At 63.2% G+C, this 15,164-nt stretch carries 14 protein-coding genes and 1 tRNA gene; 11 read left to right on the top strand and 4 right to left on the bottom strand.

All coding sequences use genetic code 11. The features are described from left to right. Nucleotides 1-61: 61 nt before the first annotated feature. Nucleotides 62-138 (bottom strand) — tRNA-Pro (locus tag AACQ95_RS03700). A 238-nt stretch (nt 139-376) separates the two neighbouring features. Next, complete coding sequence (locus tag AACQ95_RS03695; RefSeq protein WP_005314854.1) at nt 377-1,720, bottom strand: dihydroorotase; 1,344 nt, start codon at nt 1,718-1,720, stop codon at nt 377-379. Nucleotides 1,721-1,799: 79 nt separating this feature from the next. On the opposite strand from AACQ95_RS03695, the gene AACQ95_RS03690 reads away from it, so the two are divergent. Next, nucleotides 1,800-2,684: a 6-pyruvoyl trahydropterin synthase family protein gene (locus AACQ95_RS03690; RefSeq protein WP_241280633.1), complete on the top strand. Its 885-nt coding sequence runs from the start codon at nt 1,800-1,802 to the stop codon at nt 2,682-2,684. A gap of 85 nt (nt 2,685-2,769) precedes the next feature. On the opposite strand, the gene AACQ95_RS03685 is transcribed toward AACQ95_RS03690, so the two are convergent. After that, complete coding sequence (locus AACQ95_RS03685) at nt 2,770-4,782, bottom strand: methyl-accepting chemotaxis protein (RefSeq protein ID WP_241280631.1); 2,013 nt, start codon at nt 4,780-4,782, stop codon at nt 2,770-2,772. A gap of 250 nt (nt 4,783-5,032) precedes the next feature. Between AACQ95_RS03685 and hinT the strand changes: the two genes are divergently transcribed. The 9 genes from hinT to secF all read left to right on the top strand — a co-directional run bounded on the left by hinT (nt 5,033) and on the right by secF (nt 13,232). Continuing rightward, nucleotides 5,033-5,383, top strand: a complete 351-nt coding sequence (gene hinT, locus AACQ95_RS03680; RefSeq protein ID WP_042869695.1) for a purine nucleoside phosphoramidase — start codon at nt 5,033-5,035, stop codon at nt 5,381-5,383. After that, complete coding sequence (locus tag AACQ95_RS03675; protein WP_241280628.1) at nt 5,383-6,807, top strand: COG3014 family protein; 1,425 nt, start codon at nt 5,383-5,385, stop codon at nt 6,805-6,807. Before hinT ends, AACQ95_RS03675 begins: the two co-directional genes overlap by 1 nt. 72 nt (nt 6,808-6,879) lie before the next feature. Continuing rightward, entirely contained in the window at nt 6,880-7,272 is a 393-nt protein-coding gene (locus AACQ95_RS03670) for a YcfL family protein (protein WP_043141200.1), read from the top strand. Then, on the top strand, nt 7,272-7,868 hold the full coding sequence (gene lpoB, locus AACQ95_RS03665) for a penicillin-binding protein activator LpoB (RefSeq protein ID WP_005302153.1): 597 nt from the start codon (nt 7,272-7,274) through the stop codon (nt 7,866-7,868). The genes AACQ95_RS03670 and lpoB overlap by 1 nt, the downstream gene beginning before the upstream one ends. After that, complete coding sequence (locus tag AACQ95_RS03660) at nt 7,858-8,691, top strand: choline kinase family protein (protein ID WP_241280626.1); 834 nt, start codon at nt 7,858-7,860, stop codon at nt 8,689-8,691. The genes lpoB and AACQ95_RS03660 overlap by 11 nt, the downstream gene beginning before the upstream one ends. 112 nt (nt 8,692-8,803) lie before the next feature. Then, the gene (locus AACQ95_RS03655) at nt 8,804-9,661 is read left to right on the top strand and encodes a DUF6279 family lipoprotein (RefSeq protein ID WP_043141194.1); all 858 of its coding nucleotides are present in this window, start codon (nt 8,804-8,806) and stop codon (nt 9,659-9,661) included. 107 nt (nt 9,662-9,768) lie between these two features. Next, entirely contained in the window at nt 9,769-10,242 is a 474-nt protein-coding gene (locus AACQ95_RS03650) for a hypothetical protein (protein WP_052449190.1), read from the top strand. Between the two features lie 157 nt (nt 10,243-10,399). After that, the gene (gene secD / locus AACQ95_RS03645; protein WP_241280624.1) at nt 10,400-12,202 is read left to right on the top strand and encodes a protein translocase subunit SecD; all 1,803 of its coding nucleotides are present in this window, start codon (nt 10,400-10,402) and stop codon (nt 12,200-12,202) included. A 115-nt stretch (nt 12,203-12,317) separates the two neighbouring features. After that, on the top strand, nt 12,318-13,232 hold the full coding sequence (gene secF, locus AACQ95_RS03640) for a protein translocase subunit SecF (RefSeq protein WP_172955328.1): 915 nt from the start codon (nt 12,318-12,320) through the stop codon (nt 13,230-13,232). A 68-nt stretch (nt 13,233-13,300) separates the two neighbouring features. Here secF and AACQ95_RS03635 read toward each other — a convergent pair whose 3' ends face one another. Further along, nucleotides 13,301-13,903 (bottom strand): DUF924 family protein, encoded by a 603-nt coding sequence (locus AACQ95_RS03635; protein WP_241280622.1) that lies wholly within the window; start codon nt 13,901-13,903, stop codon nt 13,301-13,303. A gap of 209 nt (nt 13,904-14,112) precedes the next feature. Between AACQ95_RS03635 and AACQ95_RS03630 the strand changes: the two genes are divergently transcribed. Next, nucleotides 14,113-15,030 (top strand): DUF808 domain-containing protein, encoded by a 918-nt coding sequence (locus AACQ95_RS03630; RefSeq protein ID WP_241280621.1) that lies wholly within the window; start codon nt 14,113-14,115, stop codon nt 15,028-15,030. The last annotated feature ends 134 nt before the right edge of the window (nt 15,031-15,164 follow it).

Below are 15,164 nucleotides of genomic sequence, written 5' to 3'. Positions count from 1 at the left end.
GTGCCGCGGCGCGCCAAAAAGAAAAGGCCTTGTCGTTTGACAAGGCCTTTCTCGGGGAATTTGGTCGGTGTGAGAGGATTCGAACCTCCGACCCTCTACACCCCATGCAGATGCGCTACCTGGCTGCGCTACACACCGACGGAGTCAGCTCGGCTGACGGGGGCTGAGTTTATGGAGATGCCCCGACCCTGTCAACAGGGGAAATCCCACTCTGAGACTGTTTGCCTGCTTTGCGAGCAATTGGCGCTCAAAGTACCGCCAAAGCGGCTAAATCAGGCCAGCGAGGGCCCATGTCAGGGGCCTTTTTCAACCTACTGTTCAACCCACCATGCAAACGGCCGCCCGGAGGCGGCCGTTTGCATCGGCGATGAAGCGATCAGCGGTTGAAGGTCAGCCGCTTGCCCAGCACCTGATCGGTGACCTGACCGTTTTGCCAGGCGATCTGGCCGTTGACCAGGGTCATCTCCACAGTGCTGTGGAAGCGGTAGCCGTTGAAGGGTGACCAGCCGCACAGGTAGAGCAGGTTGCTGTCGTTGACCACATAGGGCTTGCCCAGGTCCAGCAGCACCAGATCCGCGAAGTAGCCCTCGCGAATGTAGCCGCGATCCTGCACCTGGAAGCGCTCGGCCACCGCGTGGGAGGTTTTCTTGACGATGGTTTCCAGGCTGAAAACGCCGTTGTGGTAGAGCTCCAGCAGGGCCAGCATGGAGTGCTGCACCAGCGGGATGCCGGACGGCGCCTTGAAGTAGCTGTTCTGCTTCTCCTCCCAGGTGTGGGGGGCGTGGTCTGTGGCTATGATGTCCAGCACGTCGTTGCGTACCGCATCCAGCAGGGCGTGCTGGTCGGCGGCTGTCTTCACCGCCGGGTTGCACTTGATCTGGCTGCCCAGGGTGTCGTAATCCGCCTCGTTGAAGAAGAGGTGGTGGACGCATACCTCGGCGGTGATGTTCTTGTCTTTCAGCTCGCTGAGATCATGGCTGGCGGTAAACAGCGACAGCTCCTTGGCGGAGGTGAGGTGCAGCACGTGCAGCTTGGCACCGTACTTTTTCGCCAGACCCACCGCCATGCTGGAGGACTTGTAGCAGGCCTCGTCATTGCGAATGCGGCCGTGCTCGCGCATCGGCACATCCTCGCCCCACTTGGCGCGGGCCTCGTCTTCCAGCACCTTGATGGAGGGGGTGTCCTCGCAGTGGGTCACTATCATCACCGGGCTCTCGCGGAAAATCGCCGCCAGAGTCTCCTGGTTGTCCACCAGCATGTTGCCGGTAGAGGAACCCATGAACACCTTGACCCCGCAGGACTGCTTGGGATCGAGGCGCTTGATCTCGTCGAGGTTGTCGTTGGTGGCGCCGAGATAGAAGCTGTAGTTGGCGGCGGAGGAGTTGGCGGCTATCTGGTATTTGGCTTCGAGGGCATCGAGGGTGGTGGTCTGGGGATTGACGTTGGGCATTTCCATGAAGCTGGTGGTGCCTCCTGCCACGGCGGCCCGGGATTCACTGGCGATGGTCCCCTTGTGGGTCAGGCCGGGTTCCCGGAAATGGACCTGATCATCGATCATTCCCGGGATGAGGTGACGACCTGCTGCATCTATCACCACGGCATCGGGCGCCTCTATGTGAGGGGCGATCCGGGCGATCCGTTCCCCTTCAATCAATACATCCGAGGCATAGATGCGGCCTTCATTGACCAGGGTGGCATTCTTGATTAGCAATTTGTTCATGGGGGAGTCCGGTTCCTTTGTCAGTGATCGCGGGTCATAATATCGCAAACTGCACTTTCTCTGTAGCAAGGCCTGACTGATGAAGTTATTTGTAAGAGATTTGACCGTGATCGATTCCAGCTACCTGTGTGAACGCCGTGGCATGGTGGGGGAGAGCTGGCTGGTGGATGTCGAGATGAGCGGCGAGCTCAACGAGATGAGCATGCTGCTGGACTTTGGTCGGGTGAAAAAACTGATCAAGTCGATCATCGATGAAGAGGTGGATCACAAGCTGCTGGTGCCGGCCGAGTGCGCACTGGTCCATGTGGCCCAGCTGGAGGGGGAGGAGAGCACGGTCGATCTGCTGCGCCCGGGTCGCTCCATTCACCTGCGTTGCCCCACTCAGGGTTTTGCCTTCATCCCGGCGCCCCAGATAGACAAGGAGTCCGTTACCCGCTATCTGCTGGCTGTGCTGGCCCAGCGGCTGCCCGGCAACATCAAGGATCTGTCGCTGACCCTGCGCCAGGAGCAGATCGATGGCGCCTTCTACCACTACAGCCACGGCCTGAAAAAGCACGATGGCAACTGCCAGCGCATCGCCCACGGCCATCGCTCTCCCATCGAGATCCACCTGGACGGTGAGCGCGACGCTGAGCTGGAGCTGAACTGGGCCGAGCGCTGGGCCGACATCTACCTCGGTACCGAAGAGGACAAGGTGGCCCTGTCCGAACTCTCCCTGAGCGAGCTGGCCGAGGCGACCCTGAAGGATGCCGGCGAGCAGTATCTCGGCTTCAAGTACGTGGCGCCCCAGGGGTTGTTCCAGCTTGCCATGCCGGCGGGAGAGGTGGAGATGATCGACACCGATACCACCATAGAGCTGCTGGCCTGCTACATAGCCCGCGAGGTGAAGAAGCAGGTGGGCGACAAGTTCGTGAAAATCGTGGCCTATGAAGGGGTGGGCAAGGGCGCCATCGCCTACGCCTGATACAGCGCCGCTTGCCGGCACAAAACAAGGCCCCGCATCTGCGGGGCCTTGTCGTGTCAGGGCAATGGAAAAACAGACGCCCTCATCAGGCGCTGAGCCGGAAGCGCTTGACCAGGCTCTCCTGCTGCTCGGCCAGGGAGTCGAGCTGCTGGCTGGTCTCGGCCACCCGGGCTATGCCCTGATAGTTGAGATCCGAGATATCCGAGATGCGATTGAGGTTGGTGGCGATGTCGGCGCTGGTGGCCTGCTGCTGCTCGGCGGCGGAGGCTATCTGGCTCGACATGTCGCTGATCAGCACCACTATCCCCTGCACCTCCTCCATGGCGTTGTTGGCGTGGGAACTCTGGTCCACGCAGCTGTCCATCTCGCGGGAGCACTCCTGCATCACAGTCACCGCCTTGGCGACCCCCTGCTGCAGGTTCTCGATCATGGTCTGGATCTCGCTGGTGGACTGGGCGGTGCGCCCCGCCAGGCTGCGCACCTCGTCGGCCACCACCGCAAAGCCGCGGCCCTGCTCGCCGGCGCGGGCCGCCTCGATGGCGGCGTTGAGCGCCAGCAGGTTGGTCTGCTCGGCGATGCCGCGGATGACGTCGAGTATGTTGCCTATCTGGTTGCTCATGGTGCTCACATCACCGATCACCTTGCCGGTCTGCTGCAACTTGCCCGCCAGCTGATGGGTGGTGGTGATGTTGCCGGCCATCACCTTGCGACCGGTCTCGGAGGCTTTCTCCACGTCCTGCACCCGCTCCAGGGTCTGGTTGGCGGCCTGGGCCACTTCACGCACCGAGGCTTCCATCTGGGTCATGGCAGCGGCGACCGAGGCGGTCTCCTGACGTTGTTTCTCCAGATCCGCCCGCACCGATTCGGTGGTGTGACGGTTGTCGTGGGCGGCATCGTTGAGCTGGGTCGAGGCCTGGGAGAGCTGGGTCAGCACGTCCCCCATCTGCTGGATCAGCAGGTTGATCTGGCTGCCGAGCTGGCCAAACTCGTTCTTGCTGCGAAAACCGATGCGCTGGGTCATGTCGCCCTGGGTCACCTCGGTCAGCACCCGCAGCAGTTCCTTGAGCGGGCGGCGAATGGCCTTGCCCAGGGTGTAGGCCACCAGAATGGCCACCAGGATGGCGATGGCGATGCTGATCCCCTGGGTGAGCGTGCTTTGGGCCTGCACCTTGCCGGAGGCGCGTATGCTGGCGTTCATCAGCTGCTGGCTCTGGTCGGTGATCCCCTCCAGCTTGCTCTGGATGCTGACGATGAGCTTGCTGGCCTGCTTGCTCTGCTCGCGCATTTGCTCCTGCTGCTGCATCAGCGCCAGGTACTGGGAGAGCACCCCCTCGCTGGCGGTCGTGTCGCGCACGAAGCCATGCACGTAGTGGCCCATGTCATTGTCGAAGTTTTTGAGCTCTCCCTGCAGATCCTTGATGGTGCTGTTGAACCCCTCGATCTGCATCTTGTTGCGCTTGAGCGCCCCCTCGATGGGGGCGGGTATGCTCTGGTTGAGCGCATCCATGGTGGAGAGCTCGATGGCGGAGAGCTTGGTGGTCAGGGTCTCGGACAGCATCTTGATGAAGCTGTCGTCTATGGTGACCATCATGTCGCCGAGGTTTTTCTTGAACTGGGGCAGGCTGACCTGGAACTGCCCCTTGGCCTGGTTCACCTTGTGCAAGCGGGTGAGCAGGGCCTGATGTTCGGTGGGCAGGGTGCCGGTCAGCTGCAGATAGTCGCCGACCAGCTTGCTCAGTGCCGCCATTTCACCCTGCAGCTCAGGGTGCGCCGCCGCCTGCTGGCTGAGGGTGGCGAGCGTCTTGTCGACCTGGGCCTTGGCCTGTTGCAGCTCGGCCACTTCGGCCGGGATCTGCTTGGGATCCTGCTCGGTCAGCACGTCGGTGAGCCACTTGTTGGCGCTGAGCAGGCTGATCTGGGTCTGACTGCTGGCGATCACCAGCGGCATGGATTGCCGGGTGACCTGATCCAGCGCCTGATTGAGCTCGCTCTGGCTGCGAAAGGTGAGTACCGAGGTGGCCGCCATCACGGCCACCAGAATGGCAAAGCCTAAATAGACCCTCTGCAAGATGGAGAGGTCTGACATTGTTTGTTTCATTATTGTCCCGCTGTATATGCAAAAGTCCCTTGCCTGAATACCCCGTCCATTTGATACCCTGCTACCACCCTGGGCGAGCGACGCCATCTGACGTCTTCCGGCTATCGGTATTTTTAACAATAACTGAAGAGAATGGGACAACGGCTGTGTCAAATGTCGGCTTGTGTCACACTTGGCGGGCCCTGATGGCCACCTCGGGAGCCGCTTGAGGTTGGTGTTGAATTTTCTTTTTCATATAAAGGAGTTATCCATGGCGCAAGAAACCATTTTCAGCAAAATCATCCGTAAAGAGATCCCCGCCGACATCCTTTATCAAGACGATCTGGTGACCGCATTCCGGGACATCCAGCCCAAGGCCAAGACCCATATCCTGATCATTCCCAACGTGCTGATCCCCACGGTCAACGACGTGGAAGCCGAACATGAGCTGGCCCTGGGTCGCATGTTCACAGTGGCCCGCAAGCTGGCCAGCGAGGCGGGGATCGCCGAGGATGGTTATCGCCTGATCATGAACTGCAATCGCCACGGCGGGCAGGAGGTCTATCACATCCACATGCATCTGGTAGGGGGTCAATCCCTGGGGCCGCTGCTCTGCCTGTGATGCACCGCTTCCCCCGTCTGGCCGGCCTCCTGCTGGCCAGTGCCCTGCTGGGGGGCTGTGCCTCCCACTGGCAGGACATGTTCGTCTCCTATTCCGATCAGATGGTGCCGCTGCGCAACCAGCTGCTGCTGGGGCACGCCGCCGAGGCGCTGCCCGAGGTGCGTGAGTCCACCCTGGGGGACGACACCTATGTGCTGGACCGGCTCGAGCAGGGCCGCATCGCCTGGCTGGCCGGTCAGGATGCGGGCAGCAAGCAGGCCTTCGCCGCCGCCGACAGCCGCCTCGAGTGGGAAGACAATCAGGCCGAATACCGCCTGAGCCAGGGGCTGGGTCAGGCGGGCAGCCTGCTCACCAACGATCAGAGCATGGCTTACCTGACGCCGGATTATGAGCGCACCATGCTGCATCACTATCTGGCCCTCAACTACCTGCAGCGGGGAGACGCCGACGGCGCCCTGGTGGAGGTGCGCCGGGCCAACCAGGTGCAGGAGCGTGCCCTCAAGGCGCGGGCGGGGGAGGTAAGCAAGGCCAGAGAGAAAGGGGCCGAAGCCAGTACAGAGCGGGAGATGCGCCAGCTGATGTCGCGCGGGGCACCGGATCTCGACCGGCTGATAGGTCAGGTGAAAAACGGTTTCCAGAACGCCTACACCTTCTATTTCTCCGGCGTGCTCTATGAGGCGGCCGGGGATCTCAACGATGCCTGGGTCGACTATCAGCGTGGCTACCAGATAGCGCCGGACAACCAGAGCCTGCAGGATGCCTTGCTGCGCCTGGCACGGCTGCGCGGCTCCCCCGATGAGCTCAAGGAGACCGAGAAGACGCTGGGTCGCAAGGCGCCGCCTTTAACCAAAAATCAGGGGCAGCTGGTGGTGCTGTTTGAAGATGGGCTGATCCCGGCGCGGCGCGAGCTGTTCCTGCCGCTGCCCATCTCCACCTCCAGCGGCGATTTTCGTACCTTTACCGTGGCAGTGCCCTATTACGACAACCGGGCCAGCAACACGGGCCCGCTGACGGTATCGGTGGGCAAGCGGGTTGAGCAGACCAGCGAGCTGGTGCGGCTGGAGGCGCTGGCCGCCAAGGATCTGCAGGAGCGGTTGCCGGGCATGCTGACCCGTCAGGCGCTGCGGCTGGTGACCAAGGAGCAGCTGAGGCGCACCGCCGCCAAGGAGGGGGGCGATGTGGGCAATATTCTGGTCGGCATCTTCAATACCCTCTCGGAGCGGGCCGATACCCGCAGCTGGCTGACGTTGCCGGCCCAGGCGTCCAGCTGGCAGAGCATGCTGCCGGCTGGCGAGGTGCAGCTCACCCTGGGGGCGGGCAGCGCCATGCGCACCCTGCCGCTCACCGTTCACGGCGGGCGTACCACCCTGGTGTGGGTGCAGCGGCTCGGTGCCGGCCTGACGACCCGGGTGATGCCGCTCTAAGCGCACGCCCGGGACCATGACACCCATGACTGACGGGCGGGCCCAGATGGCCTGCCGGCTAAGGAGATCAAGATGAAAGCATACGGTTTGGCCCTGGTGATGCTGCTGACCGGCTGCGCCACCAATACCTCCGGCGTGGCGCTCTATGGCGCGGCGGGCGCTGCGGCGGTGGCGGAGCAACATCAAAACGTCAATGTGACCCTGACCGAGCTGAGCCGGCGCGAGCAAAACGGCCTGCTGCAGGTCAATGTGGCGGCGGCCAGCACCCAGCGCGGTGACAACAAGCTGCAATACCTGTTCTATTGGTATGATGAGGCGGGGCAGGAGGTGGCCAGCGATGGTCGCGGCTGGACCCCTATCAAGCTGCACGGCTATCAGACCCGCACCCTCTCTGCCCTGGCGCCGAGCCCGGCCGCCCGGGGATACCGGATTTACGTACGCGAAGTGATTGAGGAATCCTACTGATGAAAATGAATCATGCCCTGCTGATATTGACCGGCGCCCTGCTGCTTGGCGGCTGTTCCAGCACCACAGTCAGCTATGGCGATCCGACCGAAACCGAGACGGTGACAGTGGACTACGGTTCGTCGGATCTGCAGGCCATTGCCGACAAGATGGCGGACTCCATGCTCGCCTCGCCGGCGACCAGCGAGATCACCGCAGGCGGTCGTCCGGTGATGTTCATGGACTCCATCCGCAACAAGACCTCGGAGCACATCGACACCGAGGCCATCACGGACACCATTCGCACCAAGCTGCTGCGGGCCGGCAAGTTCCGCTTCGTCGACATGAGCAAGGTCGCCGCCGTCAAGCAGCAGCTTGAATACCAGCAGAGCAGCGGCATGGTGGATCCCGCCTCCATGGTGCGTCTGGGCAAGCAGACAGGTGCCCGCTACATGGTCTATGGCAACCTCGCCAGCATCGTCAAGGACAACGGCAAGGTGAAGGATGTCTACTACCAGATGACCATGAACCTGATGGATCTGCAAAACGGCGAACTGTTGTGGGCCGATCAGAAAGAGATCCGCAAACAGGCGAAGAAATCCACCTTTGGCTGGTGATCTGGCGGAGCTGGAGCTGCTGGCCAGCCTGCCGGCCCCCTGGTGTTCGGGGCGGCTGGAAGCGCTGGCCAGCGGCCTGACCAACTGCAACTATCGACTGCGCCTCCCCTCGGGGCGCAGTCATTTTTTGCGGCTCGGTCATCCGGATCCCTGTCGGCTCGGTATCGACAGGGCGACCGAGTGGCAGCTCTATCGGGGGGCCATGGGGCAGGGGCTGGCGCTGCCCTGTCATCACAGCGACCCCGCCAGCGGCCTGATGCTGCTGGATTGGTGCGATGAACCCAACTGGGCCGAGGCGCCCCCGTCCCCCGCCGAGCAGCCCCGTCTGCTGGCCGAGGTGCTGGTGCGGCTGCACCGGCTGCCGGTGCCCGCCGTGGTGATGGCGGTGCGGGCTCATGCCGCCGGTTATCGCGGCCGTCTGGCCCGGATCCCTGACTGGCTGCCTGCGCTGGAGCGGGGACTGCTGGCCAGTCGCGAGCCGGCCGATTGCTGGCACCCTTGCCATCATGATCTCAATCCGGCTAACTTGTTGGGAACCCGGCCCTGGGTCATCGACTGGGAGTATGGCGCCGCCGGTCATCCAGGTTTCGAGGTGGCCAGCATACAGCGCACCCACGGCTGGGACGACGGCCAGCGAGAGGCGCTGGAGAGCGGCTATCTTGAGCGGGCAGGGGCGCGTTTGGGAAGCCGGGGCTTTCAGAGCCAGGCCTTCCTGCCCTGGGTCGACTACATAGGCTTGTTGTGGGCGCTGCTGATGGCCGAGCACACTCCCGGGCCCGATTACCAGGCCCTGATAGACACGAATCGTCAACGGCTGGAGTAGGGCCGGTGGCGGGGGGCAGGTGTTGCTCGACACGAATCGCTGCGTATCAACGCTGGCATAGGCAGGATCAGATCGATATGAATCATCAACTCGTCAATCTTTGGAGTAGTGCATGGTGACCTCCTTTTCCTGGCGTCAACCCCGCAGCTGGAGCCTGCTGCTGATCTGTCTGCTGCTGGTGGGCTGCTCCACCCGGGTGGTCTATTACTGGCTGGACGTGGCCATCGTCTGGCAGCTGGATGACTATTTCTCGCTGGATCGCAGCCAGAAGCGGCTGTTGGACAACGAAGTGAAGGGGCTGATGGCCTGGCACCGCCAGTACGAGGTACCCCGTTACGCCGATGATCTGGATGCGCTGGCCAGGGCGGTGGCGAGCCCCATGAGCCCGGCCCAGGTCTCGCTTCATCTGAATGCGGCCCAGCAGAGCCTGACCCGCACCCTGGAGAACACGGTTCCCCGCGCCGTGCGGCTGGCCCGTACCCTGACCGAGGAGCAGGTGGCCATGTTCATGAAGGACAGGCTCAGCCGGCAGACCGAGCGGGAGCAGGATTTTGCCCGCCAGCCCAAGGCCGAGCTGCTCAAGGAGTTCACCGGCAAGATGAACGAGCGGCTGGTGTTCTGGATTGGGGAGGTGAAGCCGGCCCAGGCGCCGCTGGTGGCCCAGTGGGTGGAGTGGCAATACGAGCTGCAGGCCCCCTGGCTGGAGTTTCAGACCGCCTGGACCAGGGAGCTGGACAGGCTGATGCAGCAGCGCCAGAGCCCGGACTTCGGTGCCCAGCTCACCGCCCTGTTGCAGCAGGGGGATGGACTCATGGATGGCCGTTTCACCGGCTACACGGATCAATCCCGCCAGCGCACCGTCAACTGGCTGAGTGCCCTGAGCCAGTCGCTGGACATCTCCCAGCGCGCCCATCTCTACACTCTGCTCAAGGGCTATGCCCGCGATTTCAGGCAGATGTCACAGGGGTGAGTTTCGTTTTCGGCAGGGCGCCGTGCGAGGCTTGACGGCCCTGCCGCCCTTGTCCTTGTTGGGTGCCTGTGGTAGTTTGCCCTTTCTATTATTTGGGAATTAACTTTTTGAGCCTGCTGGACAAAGTGAAACTGGCGTTGATGACACTGCTCATCTCGCTCACTCTGTTGCTCTCTACCGTCTCGGTGGAGGGGCTCAAGGTATCCGCGCCTCAGGCCGCTTCCCAGCCTGGCCAGGTGATGAGCGATGCCGGCACGGGCGATCAGTCCGATACCCTGCTGGTGATCCACAGCGCCAGCGACAGCGACGACGGTGTCGTCAAGTTTGTCGGCTCCCATCAGAATCATCTGCTGCGGCTCGAACACTCCCTGCGCAGCGATCACCAGCCCGGCAGCGTCGTCTACGAGCTGATCATGAGCTGGTCACAGCAGGCGATCCTGCTGCTGCTGTGCGGCCTGCTGCTCTATGCGGCGCTCTTCTACCCCAAAAACAGCTTCCGCGACCGCTTTGCCACCATTCACCGGCACAGGTTGCAACGCCAACACCTGCAATACCGCTTCTCCCAGAGTTATCTCGCCTGATCCCGATGGGGTCCGGCCTCGCTGCACTGCCTCATCGTCTCCTGTAAAGCCTGCTCACCGCGCGTGAACGGGCGCCCAGTCTCATTTGTATTTTCTTGCGTGCCGCTCCCGCCATGGGGGGCGAGTGCGCCGCCTTCTCCTGACAGAGGCTTTTGCCATGAGAAAAAAGAGTCGTACCACCCTGAATCGCATGAGCATGTGGCAGTATGCCCTGCTGCTGCTCATGCTGTTCACCTTCGCGTTTTACTCCCTGCCCACCTTCTTCGGTGAGCAGCCTTCCCTTGGCCTGCACGGCCAGACCAGCCTGACCGAGGCACAGCGCACCCTGCTGGCCGACAACCAGATAGCGCCGGTCAAACAGGTGCAACAGAAAGAGCGGGTCGAACTGGTGTTCAACAGCCAGTCCGAACAGCAGAGGGCCAAGCAGCTGCTGGAGCAGCAGGGCCATGACAGCGCGGCCCTGACCCTGGAGTTCTACTCCAATGCCCCGACCTGGATCAGCCAGCTCGGCGCCGCCCCCATCAAGCTCGGGCTGGACCTGCGCGGCGGCTCCCAGCTGCTGATCGGGGTCGATCTCAGCTTCGTGGTGGACAACCAGACCAGAAACCTGGTGGACATGCTGCGCACCCAGTTCCGCGAGGCGCGCCTGCGGGGCGCCAACGTGGCCCGGGTGAGCGAAGGGGAGGTGAGAGTCACCCTGCCAGAGGTGGCCGATCAGGCGCCCTGGCTCACCATCATCAAGGATTCCGCCGGCACCCGGCAGGATCAGTGGCAACTCAATCGCAGCGGCAACGAGCTGCGGCTGGTGATGAGCGAGGCCGAGCGCACCCTGCTGGCCAACAACGCCGTGACCCAGAACCTGTCAATCCTGAAAAAGCGGATCAACGAGCTCGGCATAGTCGAGGCCTCGGTCCAGCGTCAGGGCCAGGATGGCATCCGCATCGAGCTGCCCGGGGTGCACAATCCCAAGCAGGCCAAGGAAGTGATAGGTGCGACCGCATCGCTGGCCTTCTACGAGGCCCAGGCCGACAGCCGCTTCTTCATGGCGGATCGCAGCGGTCAGGCCGTCGGTCTGGCCCGCAAGCCGGTGCTGAGCGGTGAGCACATCGTCGATGCGCGCGCCAATATGGGCGAGATGGGCCAACCCCAGGTCAATATCGTGCTCGACAGCCTGGGTGGCAGCAAGATGAACCAGTTCAGCCGCCAGCACGTGGGCAAGCCGATGGCCACCGTCTTCACCGAATACAAGACCAACGCCCAGGGCAAGCTGCGCGCCCAGAGCGAGGTGATCAACGTCGCCACCATACAGACGGCGCTCGGCAACCAGTTCCGCATCACGGGTATTGGCAGTCTGCCAGAGGCCCAGGAGCTGGCCATGCTGCTGCGGGCCGGTGCCCTCACCGCCCCCCTCAAGATCCTCGAGGAGCGCTCAATCGGCCCGACCCTGGGCCTTCAGAACATAGAGGCGGGCTTCACCGCGCTGGCGTTCGGCATGGCGGGCATGATGCTGTTCATGATGGCCTGGTATCGCAAGTTCGGCTGGGTCGCCATCACGGCGCTCATCGCCAACCTGCTGATGCAGGTGGGCATGCTGGCGGTGCTGCCGGGGGCCGTGCTGACCCTGCCGGGGATCGCCGGTCTGGTGCTCACGGTCGGCATGGCGGTGGATACCCATGTGCTCATCTTTGAGCGGATCAAGGACCGCCTGCGGGAAGGGGGGAGTCTCGCCAACGCCATCGACTTTGGCTATCGCTCGGCGTTTCGCACCATCTTCGATGCCAACATCACCACCCTGATCTGCGCCGTGGTGCTCTACTCCATCGGCTCGGGCCCGCTGCAGGGCTTCTCCATCACCCTGATCCTGGGTCTCATCTCCAGCATGGTGACCGGCATCTGGGGCACCCGCGCCATCATCAACCCCCTGTGGGGCAAGAGCAGCGACAAGCTGCTGAGGGTGTGACCGTGACCCCTGCATTCACTCTGTGCCATAGCGCCGCGCGTTCGAGCCTGCTCCGCGCCTGCGCCACGCGCTTCCCGGCGGGAAGCCCGAGTCAGCTGTTGTCGAGGATAAAACTATGTTGAGAATGATCGTTGCCATGGGCCTGACCCGCTGGCGTTACATCGGGTTGTGGATCTCCGTGCTGCTGACGGTGGCGAGCATAGCCGTGCTGGCCATCAACGGACTGTCGCTCGGGCTCGACTTCACCGGCGGCATTCTGCTGGAGTTTCGCATCCAGACCCTGAAAGAGGCCCATGAACTGAACGCCCTGCTGAGCGCCCCGCTGGCAGGGGCGGTCGAGCTGAGCGGCGCCGGCATCCCGGGGGAGTGGCTCATCAAGCTGCCGCCCCACGAGCTGCCCTGGCCGGCCGAGGAGCTGGCAGTCATGCTGGGTCAACAGCTCAACTTGCCGGTGGAGCTGCTGCGTACCACCATAGTCGGCCCTCAGGTGGGTGCCGAGCTGTTCCAGCAGGGGATGCTGGCGGTGCTGGTGGCCTCCTTGGCCATCTCCGCCTACCTGGCGGTGCGCTTCGAGTGGCGTCAGGCCATCGGCATCCTGGTGTCTGTGCTGCACGACGGCCTGGTGGCCATGGGGCTGCTGGCGCTGTTCAACATCGAGTTTGACCTCAACGTGATCGCCGGCCTGATGGCGGTGATCGGCTATTCCCTCAACGACAGCATCGTCATCTCGGACCGGTTGCGGGACATCTTGAGCTCACGCACCAAGCTCTCCATCCACGACTGCTCGGATGTGGCGATCAAGGCGACCTTCAGCCGCACCATGATCACCTCGGGCACCACCCTCTTTACCGTGGGCGCCCTGCTGCTGTTCGGCGGCGATGCCCTCTACGGCTTCGCCTTCACCCTGTTCGCCGGCATCCTGGTGGGGACCATCTCCTCCATCACGGTCGCCTCCACAGTGCAGGAGCTGCTGGGTCTCTCGCCCCAGGCCTACCAGAAGAAAGAGGAGGAGCTGGCAGAGGCGGCGTGATGCCCCTGGTCCACTACCTGCATGCAAAACGGGCCCGTCGGGCCCGTTTTTTTGTCTCTGCGGCTGGCCTAGAAGCCGGAGCCTGGTTGCTGCAAAAATTCGGTCTCCTCCGGTGTGCTGGTGCGACCAAGTATGGCGTTGCGGTGGGGGAAGCGGCCAAAGCGTTCGATGATCACCTGATGGCGGCGGGCAAAATCGGCGAAGCCCTCGAAGGTGGCCTGCGCCGGGCTGCCGGCCTGCTCGGCCGCCAGCGCCTCGAACAGGGTCACGCTGCGGACTTGCTGCTCGCGCGATTCTGCGTGTTCCAGCGGCAGGTAGAAGAAGACCCGCGCCAGCGGCGAGAGCGCCTTGTCTGCCCCCAGCGACAAGCCCTTCAGACAGAGATCCCGGGCCAGCGGGTCCTGGGCAACGGCGCCGGGCGTGGCGCGATGTATGTTGCGTGGCAGTTGATCCAGCAGCAGGATCAGCGCCAGCCGGCCGACGGGTACCTCCGCCCAGTGGGCCAGAGAGCCGGTGGCGGCGGCTTCGGCCAGCGCCCCAAAGCGGCTGGCTATCAGCGCATCGGTCTCGCTGCTTTTTCCCCACCAGAGCGGGGCTTGCCGTTTGGCGCGGGTGGCGTCGTCGGCGTCATCGCCAAACCAGAAATCGAGCAGAGATTGCCAGGGTTGCATGGGAACTCCTTGAGCCGGGGGACTCGGGGTGAAACAAGGCCAATTGACCCTGATGTGGTTGCTGCCTAACGGGCGGCTTCTCGTTACACTGTGCCATCTTTTGCCTGAAATAAGGACCCCCCTCTGCTCGGCACTCGCCTGTGGCGCCTGCCCGGCGATATGGCCTGCGTGCCCGGGGGATGTTTCCACTGAGATGAGGAATGCCTGATATGGCCGGAACCAGTTTGTTGGCCCTGCTCGATGATATAGCCAGCGTGCTCGATGACGTGGCCCTGATGACCAAGGTGGCGGCCAAGAAGACCGCCGGCGTGCTGGGGGACGATCTCGCCCTCAACGCCGAGCAGGTCTCCGGCGTGCGGGCCGAGCGGGAGCTGCCGGTGGTGTGGGCCGTGGCCAAGGGGTCGTTTCGCAACAAGCTCATTCTGGTGCCCGCCGCCATCGCCATCAGCGCCCTGGTGCCCTGGCTCATCACCCCCTTGCTGATGCTGGGGGGCGCCTACCTCTGCTTCGAGGGGGCGGAGAAGCTGGCCCACAAGTTTCTGCCCCACGAGGCGGCAGAGAGCGAGCAACACAGGAGCCCGGTGCCAGACGATCTGGTGGCCTTCGAGCAGCAGAAGATAAAGGGGGCCATTCGCACCGACTTTATCCTCTCCGCCGAGATCATCGTCATCGCGCTCGGCACAGTGCAGGGCAGTAGCCTGGGCCTGCAGATCTCTGTGGTGGCGGGCATAGCCCTGCTGATGACGGTAGGGGTCTATGGCCTGGTGGGCCTTATCGTCAAGCTCGACGATATCGGCCTGCACCTGCTGCAAAAGCCCGATGGCGGCCCCTTGCGCCGGGCCGTGGGGCGGGGCCTGCTGGTGACGGCGCCCCGTCTGATGCACCTGCTGGCACTGGTGGGGACCATCGCCATGTTCATGGTGGGTGGCGGCATTCTGGTGCATGGCTGGCCCTTCGCCCATCACCTGGTTGAAGGTGCGGCCGCAGCCCTTGCCACCTTGCCGTCCGTGGGCGCCGTGCTGGCCGCGGTGACGCCGACCCTGCTCAACGCCGTGGCCGGTGTGGTGGCGGGCATGGTGCTGGTGCTGGCCATGACCCTGGTGAGCAAACTCAAACCCGCCAAATAACGGCGGCCTGTCCACTGTTTGTGCACGGCCGACAGCGGCCGTCGCAGATGTGATTGTTCGTCTTGTTTGTTGACTCGGATGGGGGCTGGGCAAGTGCCGGTCCCCTTCGTACTATCCGAACTGGCACCAGCCCA

The sequence above is a fragment of the Aeromonas sp. MR19 genome, from assembly GCF_963899305.1.
Classification (GTDB): domain Bacteria; phylum Pseudomonadota; class Gammaproteobacteria; order Enterobacterales; family Aeromonadaceae; genus Aeromonas; species Aeromonas bestiarum.
The sequence above is the reverse complement of the archived record's forward strand: the minus strand, read 5'-3'. Positions and strand labels throughout refer to the sequence as shown.